The sequence below is a fragment of the Rhizobacter sp. P2_H2 genome, assembly GCF_056403375.1.
Genome location: NZ_JBFUFP010000053.1, coordinates 1 through 13,563, shown reverse-complemented (window position 1 = coordinate 13,563; position 13,563 = coordinate 1). Strand labels below are relative to the sequence as shown.

Below are 13,563 nucleotides of genomic sequence, written 5' to 3'. Positions count from 1 at the left end.
CGCGCGGCGCGCGGGATGCCGCGCAGCCACAGGCCGATCCACACGTTGCGGAACACCGACAGCCGCATCAGGAAGGGCTGCTGGAACAGCATGGCGGCGCGCGGCAGCCGGCCCTCGGGCTGCAGCGGCGCGCGCGCCACGACGCCGGCATGCGGAACCAGGCCCTGCAGCAGCCGCAGCAGCGTGGTCTTGCCCGACCCGTTGGCGCCGACCAGCACCAGGCGTTCGCCGCGCGCGAGCGTCAGCGTGACATCGCGCAATGCGGTGAAGTCGCCGAACGCGACGCTCACCCGTTGCAGCGCGATCAGCGGCTGGGACGCGGCATGGGCGGCCACCGGCGCGTCGCGCCCGGCGACCGGCGCCTGCTCCGCTCGCAACGGTGGCGCCGCAGGCAGCGCCCGCGTGCGCGCGCCCCACCACTGCAGCAGCATGATCACGCCGTTGACCACGCCGACGATGCCGAGCAGCACCAGGCCCAGGCCGAGCGCCAGCGCGAGGTCGCCCTTGCTGGTCTCGAGCGCGATCGCGGTGGTCATCACGCGCGTGACGCCGGCGACGTTGCCGCCGACGATCATCACCGCGCCGACCTCCGCGACCGCGCGGCCGAACGCGGTCAGCAGCACCGTCGCGACGCCCAGCCGCTCGTGCACCAGCATCAGCAGTGCGCAGGCGAGCGGCCCCGCGCCGAGCGAGCGCAGCTGGTCGCCGCCTTCATCGAGTGCCGCCAGGACCAGCCGGCGCGACAGCGCGGCGATCAACGGCGTGACGAGCACGCTCTGCGCCACCACCATGGCCGTCGGCGTGAACAGCAGCCCCCACGGCCCGAGCGGCCCCGCCCGCGAGAGCAGCAGGTAGACCAGCAGCCCCACGACGACGGCCGGCAACGCGAGCAGGGTGTTGACCGCCCAGACGAACACGCCGTGGCCGGGGAAGCGCGCGACGGCCAGCCAGGCACCGAGCAGCAGGCCCGCCACCGACCCGACCCCCACCGCGATGCCGCTCACCTGCAGCGACAGCATCGCGATGCGCCACAGCTCGGCGTCGCCGCCGGCGATCAACGTCCACGCGAGCCGCCAGCTGTCGGCGAAGGTGCTCATCCGCCAGGGACGTCAGTTCGCATCCGGAAAGAAGAGCGGCCGGCCTTCGATCTGGTAGCTGCCGATGGCGGCCTGGCCCGCCGGCGAGACCAGCCAGTCGACGAAGCGCTGCGCGAGCTCCTTCTTCACCTGCGGATGCTTCGCCGGGTTGACCAGCATCACGCCGTACTGGTTGAAGAGCCGCCTGTCGCCTTCGACGAGGATGGCCAGGTCGCCCCGGTTCCTGAACGCGAGCCAGGTGCCGCGATCGGTCAGCACGTAGCCGTTGATCGACGCCCCCATGTTCAGCGCCGGCCCCATGCCGCAGCCGCATTCGCGGTAGACGGCCGGCCTGGCGGCAGCCGGGTCGAGCCCCGCCAGCTTCCACAGCCGCAGCTCGGCGCTGTGCGTGCCGCTGCGGTCGCCGCGCGAGACGAAGGGCTGGCCGCCGGCGGCCACCTTGCCCATGCCGGCGACGATGTCGGCGCCGCGCGCGCCGGCCGGGTCCGGCTTCGGGCCGACCAGCACGAAGTCGTTGTACATGACCGGAAAGCGTTTCTCGCTCCAGCCCTCGGCGACGAATTTTTCCTCGGCCGGCGTGTCGTGCACGAACACCACGTCGGCATCGCCGCGCCGGCCGATGTCGAGCGCCTGGCCGGTGCCGACGGCAACGACGCGCACCTCGATGCCGCTGGCGCGGGTGAACGCCGGCAGCAGGTGCTTGAAGAGGCCCGATTGCTCGGTCGACGTGGTCGAGGCCACGACGATGAACTTCTCCTGCGCGCCGGCCGCCTGCGCAAGCAGCACGGCGCAGCCGGCCAGGAGCAAGGCGGCGACGGCACGGCGAGACGGCTTCATGTCATGAACGCTGGAGTCGATCGGAAGACCCCATCATCGCGGATATTCAGCGCGTGCGGCGCTCGCGCCAGAGCAGCATCAACCCTGAGATCAGGAAGTAGACCGCCCCCACCGCGGCATACCCCGCCAGGTTCTGCAGCATCGGCGCCGGGCCGCTCGCCTGCTTGACGAAGAACGTGCCGGCCAGCGCCGACTGCGCGCCGCTCAGCACCATCGCCCACTGCGCACCCTGGTGCTTCCAGCGGCGCACCGCGGTGCCCAGTTGGAGCAGGCCCGAGAGCACGGCCCAGACGCCGAACACGACGAAGACCGCGGGCATGCCCTGCTGCACCGCCACCGCCATCGCGGCGGTCGTCGCGGCGCTGACCAGCACGTTGATCATCTGCGTCGCGTTGGCCGACATGCCGCCCGATTGCCGGGCGTCGAGCGCGTTCGCCAGCGCGTCCCATGCGGGGTACAGCACGAGCAGCACGCTCGCGACGACGGGCGATGCTGGCGCCGCCGCGAAGGCGAGCGCCACCCACGCGATCGAGAAGGCGGCGCGCGTGAGGTAGAGCGTTCTCAACCAGGTCGAGTTCGTGGCAAGGGAGGTGGCAGTCGTCATGGCGTGATCTCGGTGGAAAGCGGATCAAGCCAGTCTGCGGCGAGCGGCCGGCCGGCGGAATCGGACGATTGACCGATGCCGGCGCCGCCCCCGGACGGACAGCGCCGGCTCACAACGTGTTTCCATCTTGTCATTCCCGGCATCCCGCCAGGAAGGTTCCGTCAAGACTCCAGCCAGGCCTCGACCTATGGTCATGCCTCCATCAAGCCACCTGGAGGAGCAGCATCTTGTCGACCCCCGAAACCCATCGCGTCTGCAGCCCGGCGCTGTGGCTCGTCACCGTGGCCACGGCCCTCCTCGCGGCATGCGGCGGCACGTCCGAACTCGATCGATCCGGCGCCGAGGCCAGCGCCGACGACAGCGCGAGCGCCGAGGCGCAAGCCGTGCGCGCCGTCAGCAACGTGCCCACCGGCTTTGCGGCCGGCGTCACCGGCGGCGCCGGCGGCAACACGTTCCGCGTGAGCACGGTCGCCGACCTGAAGCGCGAGCTCTGCCGCACCAGCAACGGCAACGGCTGCACCGACACCGAGCCGCGCATCATCGAGGTGGCGTCCGTCATCGACCTGACCGACAGCGAGGGCAGCGCCTCGGCACCGGGCTGCTTCGCGACCAGCGTGTGCAGCGGCGCCACGCAGAAGAGCGAGATCACGCTGAATGTCCAGGACTGGCAGAAGAGCTACTGCACCGGCAAGCAGACGAGCGCCTACAAGTACAAGGTGGCCGGCACCGCCGCCCTGCTGATCGGCTCGAACAAGACCCTGATCGGCGTGGGCGCCAACGCCGGCCTCAAGGGCAAGGGCGTGATCCTGCAGGGCGGCGTCAGCAACATCATCATCCGCAACCTGTCGTTCACGGACATCAACGAGGGCATGGTCTGGGGCGGCGACGGCCTGTCCATCCCCGCGGCCACCAAGGTGTGGGTCGACCACAACCGCTTCGCGCGCATCGGCCGCCAGTTCATCGTCCTCGGCAACGGCGACGCCACGGCGACGATCGACGGCATCACCCTCTCCAACAACGAGCTCGACGGCCGGTCGGCGTGGTCGGCGCGCTGCACCGGCAACCACTACTGGAACCTGCTGGCCTACGGCAACGGCAGGATCACCATCGCCAACAACTACCTGCACCACTTCGACGGTCGCGCCCCGCGCTTCAACTCCGCCGGCAGCGGTGCGCTGGTGCACATCGTCAACAACTACTTCGAGACCGGCGGCTGGCATGCGCTCGACTACGAGGGAGCCAACACGCGCGTGCTGATGGAGGGCAACCACTTCAGGAACGTCTCGATGCCGGTGCTCACCGATGCCACCGGCAACGGCCAGCTGTTCGGCGTGTACGGGCAGACYTCGGCCACCAAGGCCACCTGCATTGCCGCGATCGGGCGACCCTGCAACCCGAACATCGCGAGCCCCGCACCGGCCACCGACAAGCTCGTGCAGGACTCGGCCGTGCTGACCGCGTTCAAGCCCCTCGCGGGTGGATTGATCAAGCCGATCTCGGCCAACGACGTGCCCGACACGGTCAAGGCCCATGCCGGGGTCGGGAAGATCTGAGCGATCAGCAGGTGTCACCCTGGCGGGTGATCCAGCACGGGTACGGTGGGTTCGCTCTCCAGCGGGGCGGCAGGCCTGCGGTGACCTGGGTGTTCCTCGTGTCCGTCGTGTAGACGAAGCCCTGCGTCACGCCGCTGCCCTGGGCGGTGAGGAAGTAGGCGGTGGCCGTGACCTGCAGGCATTGCACGTGGAAGGTCCCGGCCCCGCCGGCCGGGATGGTGTCGCAGGGGCTGACGACGTCCTCGCTGACGGTCAGGTAGGTGTGGTGGTGCCGGTGGTACAGCTCCAGGCGCGCGCGCAGGCCGGCCAGCGCAGTCGTGCCGTCGACCAGCTTGTCGCGAAGGATGGAGTCGTTGCAGCCGTACAGCGCCATCGCGGCGAGGATCGACACGATCGCCATCCCGATCAGCGCGAGGCAACGCCGCCGGACGACGCGCTCGTCTGCGACGCATTCATCGGGATGACGGGGTCGTCGGCAGATCCTCGTCAACACGCTTGCAAGGGGGCGTGTCCCGGCGCCGCCGTCGCGCCGTGGCGCAGGAGCGCCTGCATCAGGCGCAGGCGCAGGATGGTCAGGCCCGTGCTCCGGCCGGCGAAGCCGATCGCCTCCAGCTGGGTCAGCGCGCCCTGCAGCACGCCGATGGGCAACCGGTGGGCGGCGGCGCGATCCTTGTAGCGCAGCGTGTTCTCGATCACGCTCAGGTGGATCAGCGTGCGCCGGGCCCCTGGATGCCGGGTCAGCAACTCGCTCAGGTCGTCGGCGATGCGTTCGAGCGTCGGGCCCGCCAGCTCATCCAGCCAGCCTGGCAGCAGCGGGTACGGGTCGTTGATGCGGGACGAAAGCATGGTGCGTGCACCTCATGAAGAAGCAGGTCGGCATCGATCGGGGCGGGCGGCCGGTCAGCGCGCCACTTCGCCATCGAGCAGGGCGACGAAGCGGTAGCCGACGCGCGGGTAGGTGCGGATCACCTGGCCGATGCCGGGCTCCCCCTCGCGCAGGGCCTGGCGGATGCGCATCACCGCCGCGGCCAGCGAACCGGGCTGGACGATCTGGTGGCCCCAGACCTCGTCCAGCAGTTCGTTCGTGGTGCRCACCCGGGCCCGGCTTTCGATGAGGATCACCAGCAGGTCGAAGGGCCGCGGCTGCAACGCGCGCAGCTGGCCATCGACCAGGACCTCGCGCGACGCGGTCCGGACCTCGCAGCGGCCGAAACGCAGGACGGAGGGAAGCGCCGGCGCGATGACGGAATCTTCGTCCCGGACCCCCCAGGCAGCGGCGTCGGATCGATCTCGTGGTGATGGATGGATGTACATATGCCCTTGCGGTGTAGTGTCAACATCAAATCGTGTAGACATTAATCTACAAGAAATCGACAACGGTCGACGGGTAAATTCTCACAAGATGATCAATTCCGGTGCAATCGGGCCGGGGACCAGCCAAAAGCCGGGCATCCTGTAGACTGATCACTACACTAGGGCACCGTCCCGGTGGCCCCCATGTCTGCACACACCCCCGTCGCCGTCCCCATCCGCGTCTTCATCGCCGACGACCACGCCCTCGTGCGCGAAGGCCTGCGCAAGATGCTCGAGCTCGACGAGGGGCTGGCCTTGGCCGGCCAGGGCGCGTCGGCGGCCGAGGTGCTGGCCGGTGTCGACGCCGGGGGAATCGACCTGCTGCTGCTCGACCTGCTGATGCCCGGTTGCACCGGGGTCGACCTGATCGAGCGCGTCGTCGCGGCCCATCCGCAGCTGCCGGTGCTGGTGCTGACGATGCATGCCGATCCGCACATCGCCCGCCGCGCGTTGAAGGCCGGCGCCCTCGGCTACCTGACGAAGGACGTCTCGCCCGAGCAACTGCTGGATGCGATCCACCGCGTGGCGGCCGGGCGCGGCTATGTCGATCCGTCGCTGAGCAGCGAGATGCTGCGCGCCGAGCAGGCGCAGGACGAGCCGATGGCCTTGCTGTCGGCACGTGAGCGCCAGGTGCTGATCGCGCTGGTGAAGGGCCGGGCCCCGACCGACATTGCCAACGAGCTGAACCTGGCCCCGAACACCGTCAGCACCTACAAGGCCCGGCTGATGGAAAAGCTGAATCAGGACTCGCTGAGCGACCTGGTGCGCTACGCGCTGAGGCATGGCCTGGTGGATTGAGCGCGGCCTGGCGGCATTCGCCGCGCTGCTGCTCGCGTGCAGCGGCCCCGCGCAGGCGCAGCATGCGGTCTTCGAGGCCTATCAACAGTCGGACGGGCTGACCAACATGGCGGTCGGCTGCCTGACGCAGGCCGCTGACGGCACCCTCTGGCTGTGCACCGAGAACGGCCTGTTCCGCTTCGACGGCTTCCGCATCCACCGCGAGCCGATGGCCCCGGGCGCGCAGCGGTCCATGGTCTACGCGGCCCGGGCCGATGCCCGCGGCGGACTCTGGGTGGCGACCGATGTCGGCCTGTTCCTGCGCCGCGAGAAGGATGGCGTGGCGCAGTGGTCGGCCGTCACGCAACCCGGCGGCAAGCCGATCGGCATCGAGCCCGGCCAGCGCCTCGACATCGACGCGCACGGCACCGTGCTGGCCATCGACCGCGACAGCCGGATCTGGTCGATCGACGCCCCCTTGCCCGGCGCTGCGCCGGTCGCGCGGCAGCTGCAGTTGCCGGCGTTCCCCGCCCCGCCGGGCGAGCTGGATGCCGATTCCGGACCGCTGCGCGCCGGCCGCGGGGCCCTGTGGTTCGGCTGTGGCCGGGGGCTGTGCGAATGGCGCGACGGCACGCTGCGCCGGTGGGGCGAGGCCGAGGGCCTGCCGGCCCGCATGTGGGGCAACCTGGTGATCGGGCGCGACGGCAGTGTCTGGGCGCGCAGCCGCGACCGGCTGGCCCGGCTGCCGCCGGCGCAGCAGCGCTTCAGCGCCATCGAGGCCCCGTTGGCACAACGGCTGCCGGCCACCGCGGCGCTGGCCGAGGACCCGGCGGGCGGCATCCTGACCGCCACCGATGTGGGCATCGCACGCTGGGATGGTCAGCGCTGGCGGGAATGGACACCGGCGCAGGGCTTGCCGGAGACGCTGATCCGCTCGCTGTTCTTCGACGCGGAAGGCAGCTTCTGGCTGGGCACGTCCGGCCGCGGCCTGCACTGCTGGATCGGCTACCTGAACGTCGAGCACTGGACCCCGGCCCTCGGGCTGCCGGCGCCCGCCACGTTCACCTTCGCGCGCGATGGCAGCGGGCGGCTGTGGGCCGGCACGGCCCGCGGTGCCGCGTGGCTGGACGAGAGCACGGCCCGGTTCCGGCCGCTGCCGGCGGCGACAGGCCACCCGGCCAGTGCGGTCAGCGCCCTCGCCGTCGATGCGAGCGGCGACCTGTGGTGGGTGGAAACGGGCCGCGTCATGCGGCTGAAGGCCGGCACGGCCCAGGCCGCGGTGATCTTCGACGATCCGTCGCTCTCCGTCGTGATGCAGGGCCGGCAAGGGGGCATCTACCTGACCGGGCGCAACGGCGTCGACCGCGTCGTCGCCTCGGCGTCGGGCCCGCGGCGACAGCCCGTTGCCAGCGGGCTGCCGGACCAGGATTTCGTGAGCGAAGTCGCCTTCCCGGCGGAGGGGGTCGCGACCAGCGCGGTCGAATGGTTCATCAGCGGGCACCGCGCCTACCGCCCCGTCGACGGCCGCTGGATGCCGATGCGCGACGCGCAGGGCGAGCCGGTCGAGGTCTACGGCCGCGCAGCGTTCGTCGACGCCACGGACTTCTGGGCCTTCGACAGCCACGGCCTCTCGGTCTACGCCGTGGACGCCGCGGGCACCGCCCGGTTCACCCGCCGGTTCGACCTGGCCCGGTTCGGGAACCCGACCGAGTACTTTCTTCGCACCGGGTCCGACGGGCGGGTCTGGTTCGGCACCGACCGGGGCGTGTTCGTGTTCGACGGCAGCCGCTGGTGGCACATCGATCACTCGAACGGGCTGCTGTGGGACGACATCGACGACGGCGCGGTGCTGCTCGAACCCGATGGCACCGCGTGGATCGGCAGCAGTGCCGGGGTCACCCGCATCCGCGCGCCGGCCGCCGAACCGGCACCGCCCGTGCTGCGCCTCAAGGCCGTGGCGTTCGGCGACCAGACCGCTGCAGTGGTGCCGGAGCAGATCGACTGGAACGACCGCCATCTGCAGTTCACGCTGGGGACACCGAACATCGGCCGCAGCCGCATGCTGCACCTCGAATACCGCCTGCACGACAACGCGCCCTGGCAGGCCATCGCCGGGAACGTCGTGACGATCGAGTCGGCGGAGGACGGAACCCAGGTGCTGGAGGTGCGTGCAGCCTACCGGTTGCCGCTCGTCGAGGCCGGCCCGCCCCTGCAGATCCCCTTCACCATCGCGCCGCCCTGGTGGCTGTCGACGCCTGCCAAGCTGGCCGCCGCGGCCGGCCTGGGGCTGCTGTGGTGGCTCAGCACCTGGGCGACGGGCCGGCGCCAGCGGGCCGAACGCCATCGGTTGGAGCATGCGGTGACCGAGCGCACGGCCGAGCTCGAGGTGTCGCGCCAGGCGCTGCGCCGGCTCGGCGAACACAACACGCGCGCGCTGGAGGATGAGCGCAAGCGCATCGCGCGCGAACTGCACGACGAGATGGGCCAGCAGCTGGCCGCCCTGCGCATGGAGGCCTCCGTGCTGCGCGCCCGCGCGCGCGGCGAGCAGCCGCCGGCGCAGGCGCAGTACCAGGTGCTGCTCGATCGCATCGACAACCTGGCCGGCGGCGTGCGTGCGCTCGTGAAGCAACTGCGCCCGCCCGCCCTCGACGGCGGACTGGCTGCCGCGCTGGAATGGCTGGCCGCGGAGTTCACCCAGGCCACCGGCCTGCCGTGCCGGCTGCAGGTCGATGCCGAGGCGGACCGGCTCGCTCCCGACATCGCGACCCAGGTGTTCCGCGTCGCCCAGGAATCGCTCACGAATGTGCGCCGGCATGCCCATGCCGCGCGGGTGGACCTCGCGTTGCAGCGCAACGACGGCCACTGGCTGCTGGCGATTGCCGACGACGGCGCCGGCTTCGACCCGTCGCACGAGCGCAGCGGGCACGGCCTGCTCGGCATGGAGGAACGCGCCCGCCTGCTTGGCGGCACGCTCGACATCGCCGGCCGGCCCGGCAGCGGCACGACCGTGCGCCTGCACTTCGAGGACCCGGCCGCCGTCCGCATCTGAACCTGCGCCGCCGACTTGTTCACACTCGCCCGCTCAGGCTCGCGCCGGCCCTGCCGATAGTCCCGGTACATCGCGCGCTGGCAAATTGGCAAATGCAAGCGCAGCAAGCGCGGCCAGCGCGAACCAGGCTCCACGGAGCAGGAGAGGTCATCTTGAAAGCTGTGGCAAACCTGAGAATCGGCACCCGCCTCACCGCGGCCTTCGCGCTGGTCATCGGCCTGCTGGTCGTCGTTGCAGCCATCGGCTACACGCAGATCGGCGCCGTCAACGCGAACACCGAGACCATCCTCCATGACCGGTACGCCAAGGTGGCGCTGGCGCAGACCATCGAGAACGAGGTCAACAAGCAGCTGCGTGCGATCCGCACGGCACTGATCACCACCGACCCCGCCGTTGCCCGGGAGGAGCTGCACAAGGTCGAGCAGTCGGCGCCGATCGTGGCGAACGCCATCGATCGCCTCAAGGCGTCGGTCCACTCGGAGAAGGGCGTGGCAGCGCTGCTGCACCTCACCGAGAGCCGTGCGAAGTTCAAGGAACGCGAAGCCGGGTTCGTCGAGCTGATCAAGGCCGGCAAGGCCGACGAGGCACGCCAGCAGCTCGTGAGCGTCATCCTGCCGCTGCAGAAGGACTACCTGGAGGCGATCGAGGCGTTCTCCACGAGCCAGGTGGACGGGATGGAGCAGTTCGGCATCGAGGCGTCCGGCATCGCCGGCACGGCCAAGCTGCTGATGATCGGCCTGACGGTCGTCGCCGTCGCGCTGGCCAGCGGCATCGCCGTCGTGCTGACCCGCTCGATCACGGTGCCCATCGCCGAAGCCGTGCGCGTGGCGCAGACGGTCGCCTCCGGAGACCTCACCTCGCAGATCACGGTCGAGCGCACGGACGAGACCGGTCAGCTGCTGGCCGCGCTGAAGGCGATGAACGAATCCCTGGTCGGCATCGTCGGCCAGGTCCGCCAGAGCAGCGACTCGATCGCCACCGGCTCGAGCCAGATCGCCACCGGCAACGCGGACCTGTCGCACCGGACCGAGGAACAGGCCGCCAACCTGCAGCAGACCGCGTCGTCGATGGAGGAGATCACCGCGACGGTGAAGAGCAGTTCCGATGCCGCACGCACGGCGACCTCGCTGGCGGCCTCGRCGAGCGCCGTGGCCACCAAGGGCGGCACGGTCGTGTCGCACGTGGTCTCGACGATGAACGACATCAGCGCGAGCTCCCGCAAGATCGCCGACATCACCGGCGTGATCGACGGCATCGCCTTCCAGACCAACATCCTGGCCCTGAATGCCGCGGTGGAGGCGTCCCGGGCCGGCGAGCAAGGGCGCGGTTTTGCGGTGGTCGCCGGCGAGGTGCGCTCGCTCGCGCAGCGTTCGGCAACGGCCGCGAAGGAAATCAAGGCACTGATCGGCGAGAGCGTCGGCCTGGTGGAAACCGGTGCGGGACTGGTGGCCGACGCYGGCACGACGATGCGCGACATCGTCAGCTCGGTCCAGCGCGTGGCCCAGCTGATCTCCGAGATCGGCACCGCGGCCGAACAGCAGTCGATGGGCATCAACCAGGTCAGCCATGCCGTGACCCAGCTCGACCAGGTGACGCAGCAGAACAGCGCACTCGTCGAGGAATCGGCTGCGGCCGCGGACAGTCTTCGCGTCCAGGCGCAACGCCTGACGGAAGTGGTCGGCGCCTTCCGGCTTCGACCCGCACTCGCGGCCTGAGGGCTGCCGGCACGCATCGAATATCGAATGGCATCCATCGCCTGATCGACAGGGTGCGTTGCAGCGCCCGCGAGCACAAACTGTTGCCGGACACCTCATCCGGTCAAGGTTGTTTCCAGTTGTTTCTGTCGTGAAATGCGTCCTCTTCGGAGCGACGCCGTGCGCTTGCGGGCTCCGCAGGACACACGGAGCGGAACCGGTTCCGCTGCATCGACGTTGGCATCAAACCTGCGCATCAATTCCTGCATGCACCCGGCACTGAGGATTGATGAAGTTCTCGGGCGCCGCAGCACCCAGCCAACGGACACGATCAAAGGACCTGTCAGCATGAAGCACCCGATTCCCGAGGGGCAGAGCCGGCCGCGCGCAGCGCTGGTGGCACTGAGCTCCCTCTTCCTCGCAGCGGCCGTCCTCAGCGGATGCGGCGGCAAGGACGCGGATTCCGCCGCGGCACCGAGCCCCGACGTCGGCGCCCCCGGGCAGCCGCCGGCGCAATCGCCGGCCCCGCCGCCCGTGGTCGGCGGCAATGACCCCACTCCGCCCAACGAAGTGCCGACGACCCCGGCACCGCCCCCGTCGATCCCGTCCGGCAATGCGCCCGCCGCGCCGGCACCGACGCCCGCGCAGCAACTGCCCTCCGGCGTCGACATGAGCAAGCCCGGCGTCGCGGTCGTGCCGGTCAAGGCCACCGCATCGAGCGCCAAYGGCGGCAACACCGCCGACAAGGCCATCGACGGCAASGCCRCCCAGRACAGCCGCTGGGAAAGCTCSCAGTCSGAYACCAACTGGCTGCAGTTCGACTTCGGCGCCAAGACCCAGATCGGCTACCTGAAGCTGGTGTGGGAAGCCGCGTACGCCAAGGAATACGCGATCCTCGTCTCCGACGACGGCGACACCTGGTACCAGCTGCGCTACGTGGCCGACGGCAAGGGCGGCACCGAAGAGTTCTACAACCTGAACGCCAAYGTGCGCTACGTGCGCATCAACGGCGTCAAGCGCGCCACCGGCTACGGCTACTCGATCATCGAGGCGAGCTTCAAGTCGCCGGGCAGCGACAACACGCTCGGCTCCACCGTCGCGACCTCGGTGTTCCCGCACCCGGCCAACGGCGCCAACCTGATCCCGCCGGCGGCCCAGCAGGCGCCGATCGACACCATCCAGTTCTCGCTGCCGGACGGCACGCTGGTGACCCGCTTCGGTTTCGTCGGCCGCCCGCGCCACGCCCGTGAGCGCGGCGAGGCCTGGAACGAAGTCGGCTACGGCCCGAACGACACCGTCGACGCCAACGGCAAGCCGCAGGACAAGGGCATCGGCGTCTACCTGAACTTCGTCGCGAACTACTTCAAGAACCGCACCTGGGGCACGGAGTTCATCGACAACAGCAAGGTGAAGGGCGTCACCAAGCCGACGCTGGTCGTCAACCAGTATTTCCAGGAAGCGCAGCGCGGCGGCGGCCATTCGTTCTTCCGCCGCTTCGACAACGCCGGCGTCACCGACTACGGCTGGATGTCGCCGGGCGACCTGCTGGACGACACCACCTACACCGACGGCTTCGTCGACAAGACCTCGTGCCCGGTCGTGCCGAAGCCGCCGCAGACCGCGCTGGCCAAGCCGACCAGCGGCTACATGAACGTGATCGGTGCCAACGACGGTTGCAGCGTGGTGCTCAGCGAGTACCCCGGCTACAACTCGCTGGTGGCGGACGCCAACGGCGTGATGGTGGGCAACGGCCCGCACGTCGACGGCCGCCCGCTGAGGGCCGGCGACGTGATGGAGTTCACCGGCTCGTTCTTCTCGTCGCGCAAGGCGATGGACGACGTGAAGGACAGCGGCAACTTCCGCTACTACACCAACGAAGTCACCTACGTGATGGGCGAGGGCCTGCGCCCCTGGTACGGCGTGCAGCCGCGCCTGATGAACGCCCCGATCCCGGAAGCGGCACTGCAGGGCGGCCTCGGCTCGACCTCGTACGACTACTCGGACAACAGCCCGCTGATGTTCCAGCAGCCGCACAACAACATCGGCATGCAGAACATGCAGCGCTTCGTGGAGGGCCGCCGCTGGTTCCACACCAGCATGCAGACCGGTGAGCACACCGAGAACGGCAACGACACGAACACCGCCGCGATCGGCCTGCAAGGCCCGATGTTCAACCAGTCGACCTGCTTCGGCTGCCACATCAACAACGGCCGCAGCCTGGCCCCCACCGTCGTCAACCAGAAGATCGACACGATGGCGGTGCGCACGGCAGCCGTTGACGGGAACGGGCAGCAGTTGCCGCACCCGATGTATGGCCTGGGCGCGCAGATGAACGCCAAGGGATCGACCGACGGCGTGCGTCGCGACTGGGGCACCGCGGTGCACGTCTCGGGCTTCGAGCTGAAGACCGTGAAGCTGGCCGACGGCAGCTCGGTGGAGCTGAGCAAGCCGACGATCTCGTTCGACGGCCCCACCCCGGCCGTGTTCTCGGTGCGCAGCGCGCAACCGGTGATCGGCATGGGCCTGCTCGAGGCGATCCCGGACGCCGACATCATTGCGCGTGCCAGGACGGCTCCGGATGCCGACGGCGTCCAGGGCA

At 70.0% G+C, this 13,563-nt stretch carries 11 protein-coding genes; 5 read left to right on the top strand and 6 right to left on the bottom strand.

Going from position 1 to position 13,563, the window contains the following annotated elements; genetic code table 11:
• From AC1D15_RS05975 to AC1D15_RS05965, 3 genes are all read right to left on the bottom strand, one after another.
• The coding region (locus AC1D15_RS05975) for an ABC transporter permease (protein WP_477825281.1) at nucleotides 1–1,097 on the bottom strand (1,097 nt) is incomplete at its 3' end.
• A 12-nt stretch (nucleotides 1,098–1,109) separates the two neighbouring features.
• Nucleotides 1,110–1,934 carry an ABC transporter substrate-binding protein gene (locus tag AC1D15_RS05970; protein ID WP_477825280.1) on the bottom strand — a complete coding sequence of 275 codons (825 nt, stop codon included), beginning with the start codon at nucleotides 1,932–1,934 and terminating at the stop codon, nucleotides 1,110–1,112.
• A gap of 46 nt (nucleotides 1,935–1,980) precedes the next feature.
• Nucleotides 1,981–2,538: a DUF308 domain-containing protein gene (locus AC1D15_RS05965; protein ID WP_477825279.1), complete on the bottom strand. Its 558-nt coding sequence runs from the start codon at nucleotides 2,536–2,538 to the stop codon at nucleotides 1,981–1,983.
• 227 nt (nucleotides 2,539–2,765) lie between these two features.
• Here AC1D15_RS05965 and AC1D15_RS05960 point away from each other — a divergent pair, with 227 nt between their 5' ends.
• The gene (locus tag AC1D15_RS05960; protein WP_477825278.1) at nucleotides 2,766–4,091 is read left to right on the top strand and encodes a right-handed parallel beta-helix repeat-containing protein; all 1,326 of its coding nucleotides are present in this window, start codon (nucleotides 2,766–2,768) and stop codon (nucleotides 4,089–4,091) included.
• Nucleotides 4,092–4,095: 4 nt separating this feature from the next.
• Here AC1D15_RS05960 and AC1D15_RS05955 read toward each other — a convergent pair whose 3' ends face one another.
• The 3 genes from AC1D15_RS05955 to AC1D15_RS05945 all read right to left on the bottom strand — a co-directional run bounded on the left by AC1D15_RS05955 (nucleotide 4,096) and on the right by AC1D15_RS05945 (nucleotide 5,405).
• A complete protein-coding gene (locus tag AC1D15_RS05955) occupies nucleotides 4,096–4,482 on the bottom strand; it encodes a type IV pilin protein (protein WP_156155050.1) in 387 nt (128 codons plus the stop codon).
• Nucleotides 4,483–4,577: 95 nt separating this feature from the next.
• Entirely contained in the window at nucleotides 4,578–4,937 is a 360-nt protein-coding gene (locus AC1D15_RS05950; RefSeq protein WP_465110577.1) for a hypothetical protein, read from the bottom strand.
• 54 nt (nucleotides 4,938–4,991) lie between these two features.
• Nucleotides 4,992–5,405, bottom strand: coding sequence for a winged helix-turn-helix domain-containing protein (locus AC1D15_RS05945; RefSeq protein WP_477825277.1), 414 nt, complete (start codon nucleotides 5,403–5,405; stop codon nucleotides 4,992–4,994).
• Between the two features lie 183 nt (nucleotides 5,406–5,588).
• Here AC1D15_RS05945 and AC1D15_RS05940 point away from each other — a divergent pair, with 183 nt between their 5' ends.
• The 4 genes from AC1D15_RS05940 to AC1D15_RS05925 all read left to right on the top strand — a co-directional run.
• Nucleotides 5,589–6,242, top strand: a complete 654-nt coding sequence (locus tag AC1D15_RS05940; protein ID WP_047509828.1) for a response regulator — start codon at nucleotides 5,589–5,591, stop codon at nucleotides 6,240–6,242.
• Nucleotides 6,226–9,270 (top strand): sensor histidine kinase, encoded by a 3,045-nt coding sequence (locus AC1D15_RS05935; RefSeq protein WP_477825276.1) that lies wholly within the window; start codon nucleotides 6,226–6,228, stop codon nucleotides 9,268–9,270. Before AC1D15_RS05940 ends, AC1D15_RS05935 begins: the two co-directional genes overlap by 17 nt.
• 161 nt (nucleotides 9,271–9,431) lie before the next feature.
• The gene (locus AC1D15_RS05930) at nucleotides 9,432–10,985 is read left to right on the top strand and encodes a methyl-accepting chemotaxis protein (protein WP_477825282.1); all 1,554 of its coding nucleotides are present in this window, start codon (nucleotides 9,432–9,434) and stop codon (nucleotides 10,983–10,985) included.
• Between the two features lie 327 nt (nucleotides 10,986–11,312).
• Nucleotides 11,313–13,563 (top strand): discoidin domain-containing protein (locus AC1D15_RS05925; protein ID WP_477825275.1); only part of this gene is annotated, 2,251 nt, incomplete at its 3' end.

What these genes read in the sequence shown, in the direction of transcription:
- AC1D15_RS05950 (WP_465110577.1), bottom strand. Translation starts at nt 4,937, where the DNA reads ATGCTTTCGTCCCGCATCAACGACCCGTACCCGCTGCTGCCAGGCTGG.
- AC1D15_RS05965 (WP_477825279.1), bottom strand. Translation starts at nt 2,538, where the DNA reads ATGACGACTGCCACCTCCCTTGCCACGAACTCGACCTGGTTGAGAACG.
- AC1D15_RS05970 (WP_477825280.1), bottom strand. Translation starts at nt 1,934, where the DNA reads ATGAAGCCGTCTCGCCGTGCCGTCGCCGCCTTGCTCCTGGCCGGCTGC.
- AC1D15_RS05935 (WP_477825276.1), top strand. Translation starts at nt 6,226, where the DNA reads ATGGCCTGGTGGATTGAGCGCGGCCTGGCGGCATTCGCCGCGCTGCTG.
- AC1D15_RS05940 (WP_047509828.1), top strand. Translation starts at nt 5,589, where the DNA reads ATGTCTGCACACACCCCCGTCGCCGTCCCCATCCGCGTCTTCATCGCC.